Source organism: Heyndrickxia sporothermodurans (genome assembly GCF_003055045.1).
Lineage (GTDB): Bacteria > Bacillota > Bacilli > Bacillales > Bacillaceae_C > Heyndrickxia > Heyndrickxia sporothermodurans.
Genome location: NZ_NAZB01000064.1, coordinates 1 through 17,157 on the forward strand (window position 1 = coordinate 1; position 17,157 = coordinate 17,157).

Sequence of the window (17,157 nt, forward strand, 5' to 3'; positions counted from 1 at the left end):
TATCGCCTAATTCTAACAGTCCGTTCGCTAATGTTCGATGAGATACTGTTCGAATAACCACTTGTTTCCGATGGAACTCTTTTAACTTCGCGCGAAGCTTTTTATAACGGGTTGAAAACACCCAGTATTTCTTACCCTTTTTGATGGTCCCATCAAAATGAAAGTTTTGTGGATTTGTGGCACGCATTGAACGGTTCATCTTTCTTTGGGTTAGCGTAATTTCACGGGATATTTCTTTTACTTGCTCAGCTAAATTTACCAATGAAACTTTAGTTAAAGCTGAAACAGCGACGGTGGAGATACCAATATCTAAACCTACTTTTCCTTTACCAAGTTTTCTGTTTTTTGACGGTGGATAACCAGCAATGACTAGATCAGCAAATAAACGCACTTTTCCCCGAATTTCTTTCTTGACGATACGAACATATTTAACATGATAAAAATCCTGAGCGGATTTTGTTTCACCTTTAGATGTTACTTTATAAGAAAACTCTGTTTTCTTTTCTAAATGATGAATGATTTCTAAAGCGTATTGGTCTTTCTTTTTCACGATTAACGGTGATTGTAAATCTTTATATACAATATATCCATCTATGTATCTCCACCCTGTTGAGTTGGTTTTGCCTTCAAAACTATCCATTTTATCCTTTCGAATGAAACGAACCTTTTTAGCTTTCCCAAACAATTTTCTACTAAAAGTATTCCAGGCTCTTGTCGCTATTTTTTGAGCAACAGCTGCATTCACTCTATTACCGAAGTGTTCACGAATCGGCTTCACCCATACATGAGAAGAATATTCCGTTAGGTGGTATTTTTCTCTTAATGTTTTTAAGGCATCTTGAATTTGTTTTTTATCTTTCATCAAAGCTTTAATTTGTTTATCTTTCTCTAATTTTTTCGAAACAGCTTTCAATTGACGAATAAGTTTTTTATAACGTTTTTCTCGTTTCATTTGTTTTTCTAATTTCAAATACTGTCCCAATACCGTATTGTACATTACCCGACAAATTTCTAATTCATCAAAAGCTATCGAAAATAAAAGAGAGTTTTTCTTTAACTCTAACGATAATACGAAACTTGGTGAAGATGTTTTTGCCATTCATGAACACCCCTTATGCGAACATACGTTTCCTTGATTATATTATTTTGAATGTAAAAAAACAAGGGACATGCCCAAGTTTTTACGATATTTTTCAGATACTTTAAAGACCAAAAAAACTTCTGTTTTTGTGGCACTTCGTATCTGACCTCTCTCTCATCCCACCCCTAAAGGAGTGGGCTTTCTCGTTCGGGTAATTCTGTAAAATCGTGCCTGTTTACTGTGACCGACACAAACACCAAACTTCGGCTTTCTGCTCATCCTTGTTAAGATAACGGTCAGGATGCCTTCCTTGCTTTTGTTACATAGGAAGGGAATATTATCCTCAATGGCGAATGTTGATTTATATAAATTTGTTACGGAGCTGATATGAAAATGAATCATAAAATTGCTGATTTACATATTCACTCTATATTTTCCGATGGAACGATGTCTCCCGAAGAAATTATAGCTAAAGCAGTAGAGAAAGGGTTAGGTTTAATAGCGATTACTGACCACAATGTGCTAGAAGGTTCAAGAGAAATACAAAAGCTAAATAATAAAAAAGAACTATTGTTAATATCTGGTGTAGAACTGGACGCATTAGATAGAGGGAAAAATCTGCATATATTGGGTTATGGAATGGATTTAAATAATGAAAGGTTTAGAGAATTTACTAAAAAAAACAGATTGCTTTTTGAGTCTTTAGATGAGCGACTCATAGAAAGGATGCAAAGGGAATACAATAACATATCTCTAGAGGAATACTTAAATTATAATTATGACCGAAAAAACGGTGGTTGGAAGGCATTGCATTATTTTGTGGAAAAGGGGATTACCAGCAGCTTGACAGCAGGTTTTGCATTCTATTCAAAGTATGAACTATCATTTGACTGCATTGAATTTCCCTCTGTTAGCATGGTATGTAATCATATTCACAGTGCAGGCGGGAAGGCAATTCTTGCTCATCCTGGAAGAGTAATAAATGTTACTGAAAGGAACGATTTTAAGAGAGAAATAACTAGATTAATTAATTTAGGGATTGATGGCATTGAGTGCTATTATCCAACGCATTCTCATGAAGTCACAGAAGATTGCCTGTCCATTTGCAAAGAACTCGGCTTGTTAATTACAGCAGGTTCTGATTGCCACGGTAATTTTGGAAAAATCGAAATTGGAGAGATGGAAATACCGATTTCCTGGTTAAATCTTGGAGATATTTTAAGTCACAATTAAGTATGCAAATTCACCACATGATTAAACGGGAAAACGACTATAACGACAGGTCTTCTCTTTCCATTTAACTCTACTGTCCATCCCTCTCCACGCCTGCTGTGTTTTACTCATCTTCTTTACCCCAAAATATTTCCTCTTTTTCTTTTATTATTTGTTCATTAGGAGGTCTGCTATCAAAATAATTATCAAATAACATATTGAGTAATTTAATCCGTTCCCTATTATCCATTTCTTCAATTGCTTTCATGATTTCATCAGCAGTCATTTATAACCACCTCATTAATTTTTAGAGGATTGAGGGCGATATTACATCATGCCTGTATTGAATTTCCCGCCATATAAACAAAAACTTTTGTAAGGTATATTTGCTAACGAGATGATTAAAGTCGAACACCCCCTAATTTCTACTACTTCACAAAATACCCCACAACAGCAGGAAAACAATTAAATTCTTTCCTCATATCGCGAAACGAAATCACATCATTTCCTCTAGTAATATATTTATTAAATCTATTTTTTATATTGCACTTAAATATAAATCTAACGAATCTTCCGCCTCTTTTGCGACCAACTGAATAAAATCATCATAATCCTTTTGGGTATGTGCTTTATCTAATGCTTCGTAATATTTTAAGCGATTTTCTACCTTGATAACGACAGGTGGGTAGCCCTCTTTCATGAGTTCCAAATTTAACAATAAACGGGAAGTACGACCATTCCCATCGATAAAAGGATGTATTCCGACAAAAATAGCGTGTAACATTGCACCACGAGTAACCGGATGCATTTGTTTCGCTTCTTGTTCATACCAATTTATAAGCTGCTCCATTTGATCCTTTATAAGGAATGGAGCTGGCGGTCTATGTTTTGCACCTGAAATAAATACTTGCTGATCTCGATATACACCCGCATATTCATCATCGATGCCTTTTAATAGAAGTCGATGCAAATTTTTAATCTGCCATTCTGAAAAGGGTTCTTTATTTTGGACAATTTCTTCTACATAAAAAATCGCATTACGATGATTAATTACTTCTAAGTGTTCACGCATCGTTTTCCCACCAACTGTAATCCCTTCAAGAACTATTTTCGTTTCATTTATAGTTAAGGTGTTCCCTTCGATTGCATTTGTGTTATATGTCCATTCAAGCAATAACTTTTCGCGTAAACTACTTAATGTATACTTTGGTAAAGGTCGACTTGCATCAAGAAGAGCCTTTTTCTGATCAATTTGTTCAAACATTCTATCTCACCTCATAGGGTTTTGTCCTTTACTTTCCTACCATTCTCTTTCTACAAAAAAGGAGAATTTCCTCCATAATGAGTTTACTCATTATCCATTTCACGTTCAACTAAGGCAATAAAAATATAACGGCCGGTCAAACTGAAACGTCAAGCTTTGTCGCAGCAATTTGCATCTGTTTAATCAGTTGCCGACGCAACTTCTCCTCAATTGGAGCGTTTTTCGTTTTCAGAAAACGTACCATAATGAAGCCGTCCGGGGCAAGCATGCTCAAGATCAATTCATGCTGCAATCCGGAACTGCCCTCCGTTTTTATTTCAATGATGGAGTAATCCTCTTCTTCCTCTAGAATATCACTATACTCTAGTGTGTTTCCCTCAATGAAGCTTTTTGTATGCTCTTTAATCGAGGCAGCTTCCATCTCTAGAAAGTAATCGAAAGTAAGCTTTTCTGATGTCCGATATGAATAACGCTCCTTTTCGGGATAATAGCCGATGAACTCACTATCGCCGTATAAAAGATAAGTAGCCGGCTTTAAATGCTCCAACTGAATGACATCAATAAAACGCTTCATATTGTCAAAGTATTCGGCCCCTGGAGGTACAACCGCCTTTTCTCCCGGCAGAATTTTTCCATCTAGGTCCAAAAACAGTTCACTATATCTTGCATATTTCATGATCCAAATCGTTTTACCTTCTACCTTAATTTGTACATAATAACTTGAAATATTGTTCGGGTTTGTTCCGTTTTCATCCTCTTCCTTCACACATGTATACATATGCTTCCGCGTATATGTAAAAGTTGCCTCCTCCTCATTCATATCCAGTATTTCGAGGTGGAGAATTTCGGACGTACTATTGTAGATTTGAAAATTCATCATGAGGGAAAAGTGATTTAAAAAGGAGATTTCGCGATGGTCCGGATGAAACATTTCCTGCAATTGTTCGAAATCCTTATTCATATACGTTGTTTCCAGTTTCTGCACGAGTTCTTTAATTGTTTGCTCATTTATTTTCGGCTTTCTTTTGAATAACATTTATTATACCTCCAGTGCTCCTGACCACTCATCTGTTTAAATTTTCATATAAGTTTAATCCAAACAAGTCAATAACGAAACTCGCTCCACTGTAACTGAACGGGCTATCATTTCTTCTTTCGGGGCATCCACGTTCTAAACTATTAACTTACATGCTAGTATAAAAAAATGACCCACATTGGTCCGCATTGTTAAGAGGCGTTGTGGGTTTTGTTAACTTTAAACTAACAATCGGCTTTCTGATTGTCAAGCGCCTTTTAGGATAAAACACAAGGATTCTTTCATGTTTCGACAGATTTCCTTCAAACATTGAAAAATAAGCGTTTAAAGCTCATATGCAGTAGTTTAAAAGATATCACTTTAAGATGTTGCCGCATTTACTCTTACAATCTTTGAGATACGTTTTTAAAAGTTAGTTCCAATTATGCAAGTCAGTTAAAATGCTTTGCGCTGGTAAATGATATTGGTTACTACCCAAGAAACAGCATAGAGGGTCATGATGACAACTGCCGCTCCCGTATATAAAGACGATATGGATAAATTGAGAATAAAATCAGTAATTGCTGTAAAATGTTTCCCTAAAAACCTCACAATAGGCGGTCCTATACCTGCTAAAAGAAGAAAGCTAATGATTACAACCGTTGTAATATAGCCTGGTTTAAATATATAAAATAATGGAAAGGTAAACGCAGCAAATACTAAGAATAAGCCTCCGCCAATTGCAATATCAGTCATCGTAAAAGGTTTATTGAAAACAAATAATGCTAGACTCGTTACCCCAATGGATAACACCATATAAACGATAGCACCAACATAGCGGGATGCGATAATTTCCGTACGTGTATAAGGCAAGGAATTTAATAATATGTTTGTCTCAACTTTTTCATCGTAAGCATATGTGTTAAAGGGAATAAAAATACTGGCAACGAGAAAAGTCAAAGCTGGATGAGCGTCCATAATGATAAAGAATAGGATAAAAGGAATAAAGATTAATAGCTGCCTTTTCTGTAATATGACATCACGTCTGATTAAATTGAACATGCTGTATGCCTCCTTTGATTGGAGTAATACATGATATCTTCCAGTGATGCTTGTTCAATGACAACCGAGTCCCCGAAAATATTTTTCACTGCTTTTATATTATCCGTTAATGCTTCGAATCCAGTTGAGGCACGATGAACATGAACAAACGCCTTTTCCGTGTCTCTATCTAGAAGTTCTATTCCTCCTTTAACGAGCGCATAGTCTTCAGCTACATCATGAATGGACTTATTAAATACTAATTTCCCTCTCTGTATAAAAGCAATATAATCTGCAATACGATCTAAATCAGTTGTAATGTGTGTAGAGAAGAAAATGGTACGATGATCATCAACCATTAATTCTTGTAAAAGATTCAGCAACTCTCGTCTAAATACAGGGTCTAAGCCTGCTGTTGGCTCATCCATAATGATTAGCTCTGCATGATGAGATAGAGCTATCGCCAATGATGCCTTCATTTGCATCCCTTTTGAGAAAGTTTTCATCGTTTTATTAAGTGGTAATTCGAATTGCTCAATATATTGATAAAATAATGTATTATCCCAGTGTTTGTAAGCTGGTGAAATAATGCGCTTTATATCTTTTAAGTTCAGCCCTTCAAAAAATACATTGCCATCGTATACAAACCCAATGCGCTCCTTAATCTCCTTTTCATGTTTCTTGTAATCCAATCCGAAAAGCCTAACCTCCCCGGCATCCGGCTTTAATAGATTCATCATCATTTTTATCGTTGTCGACTTACCAGCTCCATTCGCTCCAATGAAGCCCGTTACAAAGCCTTGCTTCACCTGTAGATTAATATTTTTAACGGAAAAATCTTTGAATGTTTTCGTTACATTCTTTAATTCCACCACATTTTCCATTCATTTCACTCCTCGTATAAAATCTTCAATAATTGCTGGAGCTCATCAAGTGACAGACCGATTTCCCTGCTATTCGTTATGACTGCACTCAACTGCTCTTCAATGACCTTCAGCTTCTTCTCTTTTATAACCTCTATATTTTGCTCTGCGACAAATGAACCTTTTCCGACAATGGAATAGATAAAGCCCGCCTTCTCCAATTCTTCATAGGCACGTTTCGTCGTGATTACACTAATTTGTAAATCCTTTGCGAGATTACGCATAGAAGGTAAAGACGTGCCCTCCTGAAGTTCACCTGCTAAAATTAACGATTTAATTTGATTCGTAATTTGTTCATAAATCGGCTCCTTTGAACTGTTAGAAATAATTATTTGCATGCCTATCCTTCTTTCTTATTTTTTGGAAGCGTACTTGAAATAATTAAAAATATACTAATGGTATTTGCTAGATTCATGTTATGAGTTCTAACTGAATTCAAATCCTCATTCTTCATATAATGTATATATACTATATAAACATTATATACACACTTAAAGCATTGTGCAACGTTTATTTGATGTGAAAAGAAGTTTTTCAAAACTATAAAATTTATATAAAGGCAAAAAAATAAGCATATTCCTTGATTAGGGATTACGCTTTCTTCATTGATCCGGAATTCACCGCTGGAATAATTGCAATTTCCTTAACTCAATATTCTAGACTGACATTTATTTCATTTAATATGAAACATCCGACCACATCCCGAAAAACTTACCTAATTATGCCAGTCGAGTTGATTCCCCCTTCACATAATACCCCGCCACCGTCGGAAACCGCTCAAACTCCTTCCTCATCTCCCGAAACGAAATCACATCATTCCCCCTACTAAGCTCAAAATCTAGCAAATATTCATGACAATTCAATGGGTTCTTATGAAATGATTTACGATAGAATTGTATTGCCTCTTCCTCGCTACTTGCATAAATAAAGACAAAGTTCTTCTTGTCCATCTTCAAGGAGTAGATGCCAATTTTACGAATCCCCAATACATTCTTTTTCACTAATTCTGCTATTTTTTCATGATTTGCTTGCTTTATGTCTATTTTGGACATATCATCATCCAATGAAATTTTCTTTTCTGCTAATAAATGATATAGGGAATGAGCCAGTGTAGAATCCTCATAAAGCAAACTATACTCATACATCTCTCTCACCAACATGTGATAACACCCCATTTTTTAGAATTTTATCAGCCACCGGAAGTCGTATTCTGTTCGTGTTTGTCCGCGATCGCACCTGTATGCTCATTGTGATTCACCTTAATTGTTCCAACTGGACCATTCCTGTTTTTCGATACGATCATTTCAAGAGAGTGATTCTCGGAATCCTTGTCATAATAGGCTTCGCGATATAGAAATAAAATGACATCGGCATCCTGTTCGACACTGCCAGATTCACGAATATCAGACATCATCGGTCGTTTATTGGCTTTCGTTTCGACTGATCGATTGAGCTGTGCCAAACAGATGACCGGGCAATCAAAACCTTTCGCCATCGTTTTGAGCGATTTTGAAATTTCCGTTACCTGTAAATGGGGATTTCCCCCGTAAAATTCACTTGGTTGAATCAATGTTAAGTAATCGATAAAAACGATTGGTTTCTTATAAGGGAATTCATGCATGAGCTTTCTTGTTTTCGCTCTCATTTCGGCAACGGTTTGCCCTGCACCGTCAAAAATTTGTATATTGGTTTCATCAAGATTACCAATAACATCCGACCATTTCTGCTTTTGGCTTTGACTAAGCATTCGTTTCGGATCCCGCATTTTGACACGGTTAAATCCTCCGGTCGAGGCCATTAATCGCGAGGTGATGAGCTTTTCAGGCATTTCCAAGGAAAAGACGAGTGGCAGATATCCTGCCCAACCGGCTATTTTTGCAAAATGAAGCATCACATCGGTTTTCCCCATCGAAGGCCTACCCGCTACGATCGTCACTTCTCCGTTCTGAAAGCCTCCGGTCACGAGATCAAGCTTTTCGATCCCCGTCGTCACACCTTTTGAATGATATTGATCTTCCCAAGGTGCTTCAAAGATTCTCACCAAAGCTTGGTGTAAAGAGGTATGATCCTCCATTTTCGTTTGGTTTATTTTATCCAATTCGGCAATGACTTTCGCAATCTCCCAATCATTCATCGCTGCCAATGTTAAGATGTTTCTCTTTTCTCGTTCCTTCCACAAGTCAAGAATAAGCTTCTCCGTTTCATTAAATTTCTCAAGATCTGCATACGATAAAAGCTCTGAAAGATAAGACATTCCACCAAAATTTTCGAGATCCGGTAAGGTCGTAAACGTAAGCAAATCAATATTTTTACCTGTCCGCTTTAACGCCATCATCCTTCTCATCAATTCCTTATGCCGTAAACTTTCCAAATGATCTGGCTGGATGATGGTATCGTGAAGTAAGTATTCTGCCTTCATCAAGCTTCCTAAAAATAAGTTGCGGATCTCTTCTTTATGTATGTATTCCGAAACATATTGTATAAGCGAGTGATCCTCAACCTCTTTCAATTCGAAAACAATACAATCCATCACCGGTTTTCCGCCTTTTTGCAGATTCTCTTTTCCCCAGTTCTTAATCGCCAGTTCTCTTGTTTCAGGATTGTAACGAATCAACTGATGATGCTCCTCGAAACGCTCCATTAACGAATCCACACTCTCAATCGAATAGCCCAAATCAAACGCCATTTCTTTCTTCGTAATTCGATAGATTCCAATTTGCGTCGTATGCGGATTCGTCAGCAGATAAAGGTAAAAATATTTATCCTCCGGAGTCATCTCTTCTAAAACAATCGGATTCTTCCAAAATTCCGTACGTACCATTCTATATTTCGCCATTTTCATCCCTGCCCTTTCTTCACTTAAAATTGCCTTCATATATGAAATATAAATTTATGAAGAAAAAGGGCACCCTAGTTCCTAGAAAATTATGAACAAATTGTGATACATTCACTTTGTAGCACCTAACCTCCAGAAGAACGTTCCGAAAATTGCACTAAATAATTTTATTAAAAAGAAATAAATTGATATTATCATAAGAAAAATGGACCATCCATATAAAAAGGATAGTCCATTTCTCTTTGTAATCATGACTGTTCAAATAAAAAAGTAATCATCTTAAATTGTAACCGACTAGTTGTGCGAATATTTTTCACTTCATAAATACTCTTTACTTAGATTTTTTTAGAATTAGAAATCATCGTAACATTTCCTAATACTATTGTTGAGGAAAGTACCTCAGGATATTACCAATTCCTATCGTTAAAAGGCCTACCACCAATTGATACTAAAAACACCCTAAAGCTTCAATCAAATTCGACGTCTACTGACGCCATTGAAACACCAACGTGTAGCAAACAGATGGCTCAGCGGCACAACAAGCAACCCGTACGCTGCGGCCACGAGTACGGCCCACAACTCATCCGGCTTTTGGAGCAAGACAACAACGCACACGAGACCGACCCCAACAAGCAATTCCTTGGCCACACGGATCTGGACGATATGGATCCATGACCGGCCTGCCACCCGTAGTGGGAAATCACGCTTCGCCTGCAACAGTGCAGTGATCAACGCACTAATCGCAGCGGCGACAGTGAAAGCAACAACTAATGCAACTAGCGCAAGATTCAGCAACCACACAATGTACGCTGCGTACTGAGCGAGGAGAATCCCATCTTCGGCTATGTAGACAACTTTCAGTTCACCATTGATGCCACGATCGCGTAGTGCCTGCACGTTAAGGCCGTGTCGCTTTAGCAATTGCTGAGTGGCAGTCACACCGTTGAACACGACATTGCTAGTCGAGGCCATAGATGTTAATGCAGAATCATTATAAATTTCATAGAGCGAAGGAACGACGACGAGCAAGACATCGTCTGCAAAGTGAAGCCTATTGCCCCCTCCTCCTTGGGCCACTGGCAGCCGGAAGCCGTCTACTGGCTTCATAAATTGTAACTGTTCGAACAACTTCTCTGAAAACCCTTTCCTCCATAAAATCTCTGCGTCTTCTCGAACCATTTTGACAATCCCTTTTGGAATACTGTCGTAAGGCACGGATTCAACAGCTGGCTTCGGCGCACCCTTTGTTACAAGATCGAGCCAACTCTGGTTCACGTAAGAGATAGCCGAGTACTTTCCAAAATCAACCGGCATTTGCATTTCTTGAGTGTAAGTGTAGGAAAGTGCGACCTCATCATGTGATTCCGCATCCTTCACCAGTTCACCAATTTGCGGTTCAATTTTTTCCATCTCGCCGACTTCTGTTGCAAACACAATTGCGACCTGGTCTGCGAGTTGTTTCCACTGCGCCATTTCAGCAGCCATAGCGGATGAGTGTTTGTACGCGGACCAAGCAGGTCCAGCCGCTGCCACCACCAGGAGGAATGTTAACGCCTGGATCACGATCGCCGCCAAACGTAGACTCTTTACCGCTGGTTGTCGAGTGGCGAGCATGGTTGCGCTCGGCCAAGCAGAAGCTGACATGACAAGCGCAGCAAGCAAAGATACGAAGATGACAGCGACCTGCAGACTGATCAGCACCTTGAGGAAGGTACCGACGTACATCCATCCATGAAACACACCAACATAGCCCGCTGAAACAATCGCTACGACTCCCGCCGAAACAAGCAGTGCTCCCCCGAACCCTGCTAGGTCCTGCGCCTGGATTCGTAAGGTCGGACACCCGCCGAGAACTCGAAGGGCACGGCTCCGGGCCCTTAGTGACAACCAGAATAACGCCAAAGTCACAATCAACGCAAACGAAGCGAGTACCGCAGCAGCAAACCCTTTTTCCTGCACTACGAATTTAAGGCTGTCAAAAATTGAAGCATCACCGCGACCAACATCCACACCTACACTTTTCAGCTTGTCTACAAACTCATCTAAATGAGCTTTTTTGCCAGTCACGAGATAGAACCCATCAGGATAGGAGTTGGCAAGTCGGTCCTTGCTGACGATCTTACCAACATCATCCCCACCGAACCAATTAAATTTGGAGGGTAAATCTCCATCATTAAGTTTTACAAAAATCTTACCATCCCCATCACGGGCAAGATCCGGTGCAATCTTGACCAGACCAAGATCCCAGCGCTTATCGAGTTCCTCCAGCTTCGCAAACGCTTCAGTGACGGAAAAACTAGAATCACTGAAGTCGAGACTAAGTCTGCTCTCTGCACCAATAGCCCGTGGAAAGTCTCGATCATATAGGTCAGTGATAATTACCGCCAGCAGCGCAAGCAGAAAAAATAATGCGCACGCGACAGCCACTATGATACGCTTATACACAAGATGACCTCCAAGAACTATCTAGTACTTGCCATGCTAAGCCCCGTCGACTGCAACTGGTATCGGCGGAATCCAGTGTAATCGCTCGGATTAGCAGGTAATGTATTATCATTTATTTCATTCCTCCTTATTTCATACAATTTTTTTGTCAATATTCTTATGTTTCAACTAATATGTCACTGCTCACCAACCATCCGTAAAGACACTTTGATGAACAGTTGTACTTGATGTAGCTAGTCGGCACTAGGTGCGGCTTGACTTAGTCGGAGAGCCAGCCTTGCCCATGACCGGCAGACAACGTTCTTGCTAATACGACTGTAAGTAAATTCATGTTAGCGCTTCACCAAATGCACGGGAGCCCCAAATCCATTTCGTCGGCTAAGCAAGTCAGAGATGGCATCACGCTCGGATTTAGAGCTATAGCTCACTATAATTAGTCCTCGGTCCAGGTCATCAGCACACGGCTTTCCGACTTCCACCGCAATGTCATCACCCACGGATTCAATCTCCTTTACGAGGTCTTGGTGACTTGCTAGAGCCTTATTGGCTTCAGCTACAGTTGGCAGCTGTTCGCACGGCGGGTGCGTATCTCTTGATACTGAAAACCAGCCGTTTAAAAGTGCAAATGCTCCCACTACTAGCAGTAAGCAAACTGCAACAACAATAATGATCTTAGTAGTTGACTTCATGAGGAACCTCCTGTTATAACGGAATCACTTGTTGAAGAGTGGTTAGACGAGCTGCTAGAACCCATCTTATGCTGGGCGCCACATGCATTAATCATCTCGGAATCGTGCGTAGACACAATGACCGTACGACCTCGTGCCGCAAATTCTGCAAATAGATTGATGACCTTCCTCCGGTTGGTTGCGTCGAGCGAGGCAGTGGGCTCATCGACGAACAGAATCGCAGCATCCTTGTAAATGGCACGAGCAAGCGCAAGTCTCTGCTTCTCGCCCCCACTCAAGTGGCTAGCCAACTCATCTTCCCGACCCTGGAGACCTGTCTGCTCGAGCACCTGTGCTAGCCGTTCTCGATTTCCCTTGACACTTCGGCCTAGGATGCTCGCTTGCATGGTTACATTGAAGGCAATCGACTCCTCATCCATAATGCCGTAATCTTGAAGTACAAAAGCCGCATGATCACGCCAAAATCGACGCCGTGCCGCAGTGCTATACTTTGTGACATCGTCTCCATTGATCAAGATTCGCCCATTATCTACTGGGAGCAGTAGCCCGAGGCAGTGTAAAAGTGTGGTCTTTCCACATCCGCTCGGACCAACTAAAGCTGTCATGGTTCCAGGCGTGCAACGAACAGTCTCTCCGGCAAGCACCGGCCTCCCACCAATTGCTACTGAAATGCCCTGCGCTTCTATCAACATCTGCACCACCTAACAAATTCAACATACATAGAGGACATCGCCAATGCAGTGAACGTTGCTTTGATAGTTAGAATCGAGGGTTTCCTCTGTTGCCTGCATAAAAGTTTTATCATTTATTTCATTCCTCCTAATCTATTTATCTGTTTTTGCCCATATTATTACTCTTCAAGCTTACAACTTGTCCGGATTTTTATCTCTTGCTCCTCCTTTATTTACTTTTCCATTATTTTTATAACTGAATTAGGAAAAATTTATAAATTCTCGGTTTTGTGAAATTAAAAATGTTTTTATCTTATCTTCCCACTTGATTTACAAGATATGCTCAGTTTATTTGGTACGGTGCATTGGCAGTGCATCAAAAGATCTCACTTCCAATTCACTAACACATCCCTAAACAGCATCATCTGAAAACTCTATAATGAAAACCTCGGATATTTAAATTCTGTGCCCTCAAAAACTGGGTACAAACCTATGCACCCTCATAGCTTTTGAAGTATTACAAGCATCGCGATTTAAATTTCTAACTGGCAAATATCTTACTTCTAAAAAAACATCCCACACCGACATGGTAGGTAGCGGTAAGACAAGCTAATTTGACATGTACCAACCTAATGACCTATTATGATTATGTGGAAATCAAAGTAGAGAATAAAGATTTAACTTTCTCGAACCAATATCCTCCGGAAAAGATTGATCATAAAGGTCGGCGATGATTGTAGCCAGCGGCGCAAGCCTAGTAAACAGTGCGCCGGCGACCATAACCTGTATCGCCTGGATTAGTTGGTACGGTAGTAGTAACGACCCTTCAGACCTGGTGAGTTTATAGTTCCGACATAGGCATAAGAGAATTTCCCCTTTGCCGTGTCTAAGCTCCTGTTAGTACTTGCCACTTTGCCGTCAATGAGCCGTTGTACCGTCGAGCCGTGAACTTTGGTAGGGTGGTTATACTCAGACCGGAGCCCTGCGTTTACGAACCCGTACCTCCATTCTCCACCTTCCGCTGGATACTGGTAGTGATACCCCGGATTCACCCAAGCTTGTGTAGGCACCGCGGCGCCCCCTACCAAAGTGGCGGACAACGCCAACGCAGACAAAGTCAATTTGATAGCTTTACTCAAGGGGTTCCTCTTTTTCTTATTCAAATGTTTTTTCATTATTCACTCATTCCTCCCCATTTATTATACTATTTTTTGCAATATTTTTCTCTTTAAGGTGATTTGTTACCGCTTACCTACCATGTCGATGCGGGAGGGATTTTTTCTTACTTTTATTGTCCACTTACATAATTTATTATAATTGTAGAATCCAACAAAAGCTTGAGGATTTCTACTTATTTGTCATTATTCGGAAAATAGTAATAATTCACCAATTGCTAACACCATAAATTCTTAATGTAGTACTTTTGAATGATATAAAAAATTTGCAAGTATACGTCCACACTATACGAAACAAACGAATAAAACAAAAATTGGCCGGTATGAGTCCAGTTAAATACCGAACTCATACCAGCCAATAAGCTGCAATATAAACACTAACTTTTTTGGGTCACATCATTCTCCAGTTCCCCGGTCCTATCAAACTCAATATTATCAAGCATTGCACGCACTTCATCTGTTGACTTTGTACTCATCAATTGATTTCTTAATTCACTCGCCCCGCGAAACCCTTTCACATATATCTTAAAAAAGCGAAGGAGGTGTTTGAATGGACGCGGCTCAAATTCCTCTGAATATTTATCATGAAGATCAAGCTGCAATCGTAAGAGATCCAGCAATTCCTCACTACTATGTTCTTTCGGTTCTTTTTCAAAGGCAAATGGATTTGTAAAAATTCCACGTCCGATCATTACCCCGTCCACACCATATTGTTCAACAAGCTTCAAGCCCGTTTGACGGTCAGGAATATCTCCATTGATCGTCAAAAGTGTATCTGGTGCGACTTCATCACGAAGTTTCTTAATTTCCGGAATCAGCTCCCAATGAGCATCTACTTTGCTCATTTCCTTTCTTGTACGCAGATGAATAGAAAGATTAGCGATGTCTTGTTTCAATATGTGAGTTAGCCAGTCCCGCCATTCGTCTACATACGTGTAACCAAGCCTTGTCTTCACACTTACAGGCAATCCCCCTGCTTTTGCAGCTTGTATGATATCCGCAGCGACTTCTGGACGCAGGATCAGGCCGCTTCCTTTCCCCTTTGCTGCCACATTATGCACAGGACAGCCCATATTGATGTCCACACCCTTAAAGCCAAGTTTCGCGACACCAATACTCGTTTGCCGAAAATATTCGGGCTGATCTCCCCAAATATGTGCCACCATTGGTTGCTCATCCTCTGTAAACGTCAAACGCCCACGCACACTCTGCTGCCCTTCTGGATGACAATAACTCACCGTATTTGTAAACTCCGTAAAAAACACATCCGGTCTAGCTGCTTTACTCACGACATGGCGAAAAACAACATCCGTCACATCTTCCATTGGTGCAAGTATAAAAAATGGCCGTGGTAATTCACGCCAAAAATTGTCTGTCATAATAAATCAATCCTTCCAAAATGGGATACCCGTTCAAACTCTCATCCCAAAATTAAAAAGCAAAAAATGTTCCTAATTCTTTTACACTTATACCATGTGTAAACGCTTTTTATCAAACGATAGTAAATTTTGAACATTATAAACTTTACTATTTTCAAATAAAAAGTGCAATTGGGGGTCACAAGGATCCAAACACTATCTTTATTTTGTGAAAATTCCTCTCATATTTACTATTTATGTGCTATATTTTTTTGTGAGGAGGGAATATTATGCCAAATCCAGCTCGAATATTTATCAGTTCTGCCTACGATAGAAAGCTAGTCCCATTTCGATCTGATTTAAAACGGGAACTAGAAGAAGCTGGGCATAGCCCATTATTATTCGAAGACAATTTTTACCCATGGCAAACAGATTTCATGAAAACATGCCTGCAAAAGGTGATGGAATCTGATATCTTTATTTTGCTTTTGAATGACAATGTAGGGACTTATTGGGCAGAGGATAAATGTACTCCTACATATCAAGAGTTTCGAACAGCAATAAAAGAAGGTAAATATGTTATAGCTTTTCTTGATTCGGATATAAAGCAAATTTATGAGGAACATATTCGTAAGGATCTTGATAGGAGATACAAAAAGTATATAGAAGAAAAACACCGTAATCCAGATTATACAATTGACATAGTATATCAGGTGATTAATGAAGACTTAGGAAGATCCCAACGTGAAAAGATTGAATCAATTCATCCATTTATATGGGCCTTTATATATGATGTACAAGCTGCACGGATATGGACCGAAGAACTCGTATTAGCTCAGGCTCCCAAAGCTTATAAGAAAATAAAAGGGTACTTAAGCGATCGGTTAGGTGAAGGAATAAAACTTGTACCAATGAAGGAAGATATTCATGATAATGCTATTGCCGCCCAAGATTTTACTGTATATCAAGATTACACGTTAAACCTACTTTCATATCTTCATATGGGTACGATAACGGATTGGGAAAATTTCTTAGAAACTGCCATGGAACCATTAATGGGGGATTACATTTACCAACGTCCTGCAACAATGTTAGCTGAAGAGATTGGCAAATTCGAAAAATGTAATGCATTGACAGTATATAAAAAGGCTGAAGATAAAATTAGACTTTGTGGTTATGCCGGTGCTACATCTCCAAGCTTCGAATATGATTTAACAAATGATGATTCATATGTAGTTTCAGCTCTTACTCGAGATACCAATGTTATTGGATATTCTGAGGATAAGAATGTATTGTATTATGCAATTACAACAAAAGATCTCTATAGCCCCTAAATGAACTTGGACAGTAAGAGTAATAAATATTATACTACTTAATGTACCAAGGAGGCTGACATAATGAAACGAACAAAACACTCAAAAGATTTCAAATTACAAGTCGTAAAAGA

16 protein-coding genes are annotated in these 17,157 nt (G+C 39.3%); 2 read left to right on the forward strand and 14 right to left on the reverse strand.

What is annotated here, in order from left to right:
• On the reverse strand, window positions 1-1,099 hold a 1,099-nt coding region (locus tag B5V89_RS18145), incomplete at its 3' end, for an AAA family ATPase (RefSeq protein WP_108073369.1).
• Between the two features lie 375 nt (window positions 1,100-1,474).
• On the opposite strand from B5V89_RS18145, the gene B5V89_RS18150 reads away from it, so the two are divergent.
• Complete coding sequence (locus B5V89_RS18150; RefSeq protein WP_181294712.1) at window positions 1,475-2,314, forward strand: PHP domain-containing protein; 840 nt, start codon at window positions 1,475-1,477, stop codon at window positions 2,312-2,314.
• A 103-nt stretch (window positions 2,315-2,417) separates the two neighbouring features.
• Here the strand turns inward: B5V89_RS18150 and B5V89_RS20260 are convergent, their stop codons facing one another.
• The 13 genes from B5V89_RS20260 to B5V89_RS18210 form a co-directional block, all read right to left on the reverse strand.
• Window positions 2,418-2,579 (reverse strand): hypothetical protein, encoded by a 162-nt coding sequence (locus B5V89_RS20260; protein WP_181294713.1) that lies wholly within the window; start codon window positions 2,577-2,579, stop codon window positions 2,418-2,420.
• 252 nt (window positions 2,580-2,831) lie between these two features.
• The gene (locus B5V89_RS18155) at window positions 2,832-3,557 is read right to left on the reverse strand and encodes a Fic family protein (protein WP_108073373.1); all 726 of its coding nucleotides are present in this window, start codon (window positions 3,555-3,557) and stop codon (window positions 2,832-2,834) included.
• A 136-nt stretch (window positions 3,558-3,693) separates the two neighbouring features.
• Window positions 3,694-4,593, reverse strand: a complete 900-nt coding sequence (locus B5V89_RS18160) for a hypothetical protein (RefSeq protein WP_108073375.1) — start codon at window positions 4,591-4,593, stop codon at window positions 3,694-3,696.
• 435 nt (window positions 4,594-5,028) lie between these two features.
• Window positions 5,029-5,634, reverse strand: a complete 606-nt coding sequence (locus B5V89_RS18165; RefSeq protein ID WP_108073377.1) for an ABC-2 transporter permease — start codon at window positions 5,632-5,634, stop codon at window positions 5,029-5,031.
• A complete protein-coding gene (locus B5V89_RS18170; RefSeq protein WP_108073379.1) occupies window positions 5,622-6,497 on the reverse strand; it encodes an ABC transporter ATP-binding protein in 876 nt (291 codons plus the stop codon). Before B5V89_RS18170 ends, B5V89_RS18165 begins: the two co-directional genes overlap by 13 nt.
• 5 nt (window positions 6,498-6,502) lie before the next feature.
• Window positions 6,503-6,874, reverse strand: a complete 372-nt coding sequence (locus tag B5V89_RS18175; RefSeq protein WP_108073380.1) for a GntR family transcriptional regulator — start codon at window positions 6,872-6,874, stop codon at window positions 6,503-6,505.
• Between the two features lie 381 nt (window positions 6,875-7,255).
• On the reverse strand, window positions 7,256-7,696 hold the full coding sequence (locus B5V89_RS18180) for a hypothetical protein (RefSeq protein WP_108073381.1): 441 nt from the start codon (window positions 7,694-7,696) through the stop codon (window positions 7,256-7,258).
• Window positions 7,697-7,725: 29 nt separating this feature from the next.
• Window positions 7,726-9,372, reverse strand: a complete 1,647-nt coding sequence (locus B5V89_RS18185) for a replicative DNA helicase (RefSeq protein WP_244913538.1) — start codon at window positions 9,370-9,372, stop codon at window positions 7,726-7,728.
• A gap of 471 nt (window positions 9,373-9,843) precedes the next feature.
• A complete protein-coding gene (locus B5V89_RS18190) occupies window positions 9,844-11,817 on the reverse strand; it encodes a hypothetical protein (protein WP_108073383.1) in 1,974 nt (657 codons plus the stop codon).
• 332 nt (window positions 11,818-12,149) lie between these two features.
• Window positions 12,150-12,506, reverse strand: coding sequence for a hypothetical protein (locus tag B5V89_RS18195; protein WP_108073384.1), 357 nt, complete (start codon window positions 12,504-12,506; stop codon window positions 12,150-12,152).
• Window positions 12,503-13,198, reverse strand: a complete 696-nt coding sequence (locus B5V89_RS18200) for an ABC transporter ATP-binding protein (RefSeq protein WP_108073385.1) — start codon at window positions 13,196-13,198, stop codon at window positions 12,503-12,505. The genes B5V89_RS18195 and B5V89_RS18200 overlap by 4 nt, the downstream gene beginning before the upstream one ends.
• Before the next feature lie 776 nt (window positions 13,199-13,974).
• Window positions 13,975-14,352 (reverse strand): lactococcin 972 family bacteriocin, encoded by a 378-nt coding sequence (locus tag B5V89_RS18205; RefSeq protein ID WP_108073387.1) that lies wholly within the window; start codon window positions 14,350-14,352, stop codon window positions 13,975-13,977.
• A gap of 377 nt (window positions 14,353-14,729) precedes the next feature.
• On the reverse strand, window positions 14,730-15,731 hold the full coding sequence (locus tag B5V89_RS18210) for a tRNA dihydrouridine synthase (protein ID WP_108073388.1): 1,002 nt from the start codon (window positions 15,729-15,731) through the stop codon (window positions 14,730-14,732).
• Between the two features lie 269 nt (window positions 15,732-16,000).
• On the opposite strand from B5V89_RS18210, the gene B5V89_RS18215 reads away from it, so the two are divergent.
• Entirely contained in the window at window positions 16,001-17,044 is a 1,044-nt protein-coding gene (locus B5V89_RS18215) for a DUF4062 domain-containing protein (RefSeq protein ID WP_108073390.1), read from the forward strand.
• Window positions 17,045-17,157: the final 113 nt, after the last annotated feature.

Excerpts from the sequence above, each read along its gene's own strand:
- B5V89_RS18150 (WP_181294712.1), top strand. The coding sequence starts at position 1,475 with ATGAATCATAAAATTGCTGATTTACATATTCACTCTATATTTTCCGAT.
- B5V89_RS20260 (WP_181294713.1), bottom strand. The coding sequence starts at position 2,579 with ATGACTGCTGATGAAATCATGAAAGCAATTGAAGAAATGGATAATAGG.
- B5V89_RS18155 (WP_108073373.1), bottom strand. The coding sequence starts at position 3,557 with ATGTTTGAACAAATTGATCAGAAAAAGGCTCTTCTTGATGCAAGTCGA.
- B5V89_RS18160 (WP_108073375.1), bottom strand. The coding sequence starts at position 4,593 with ATGTTATTCAAAAGAAAGCCGAAAATAAATGAGCAAACAATTAAAGAA.
- B5V89_RS18165 (WP_108073377.1), bottom strand. The coding sequence starts at position 5,634 with ATGTTCAATTTAATCAGACGTGATGTCATATTACAGAAAAGGCAGCTA.
- B5V89_RS18170 (WP_108073379.1), bottom strand. The coding sequence starts at position 6,497 with ATGGAAAATGTGGTGGAATTAAAGAATGTAACGAAAACATTCAAAGAT.
- B5V89_RS18175 (WP_108073380.1), bottom strand. The coding sequence starts at position 6,874 with ATGCAAATAATTATTTCTAACAGTTCAAAGGAGCCGATTTATGAACAA.
- B5V89_RS18180 (WP_108073381.1), bottom strand. The coding sequence starts at position 7,696 with ATGTTGGTGAGAGAGATGTATGAGTATAGTTTGCTTTATGAGGATTCT.
- B5V89_RS18185 (WP_244913538.1), bottom strand. The coding sequence starts at position 9,372 with ATGGCGAAATATAGAATGGTACGTACGGAATTTTGGAAGAATCCGATT.
- B5V89_RS18195 (WP_108073384.1), bottom strand. The coding sequence starts at position 12,506 with ATGAAGTCAACTACTAAGATCATTATTGTTGTTGCAGTTTGCTTACTG.
- B5V89_RS18200 (WP_108073385.1), bottom strand. The coding sequence starts at position 13,198 with ATGTTGATAGAAGCGCAGGGCATTTCAGTAGCAATTGGTGGGAGGCCG.
- B5V89_RS18205 (WP_108073387.1), bottom strand. The coding sequence starts at position 14,352 with ATGAAAAAACATTTGAATAAGAAAAAGAGGAACCCCTTGAGTAAAGCT.
- B5V89_RS18210 (WP_108073388.1), bottom strand. The coding sequence starts at position 15,731 with ATGACAGACAATTTTTGGCGTGAATTACCACGGCCATTTTTTATACTT.
- B5V89_RS18215 (WP_108073390.1), top strand. The coding sequence starts at position 16,001 with ATGCCAAATCCAGCTCGAATATTTATCAGTTCTGCCTACGATAGAAAG.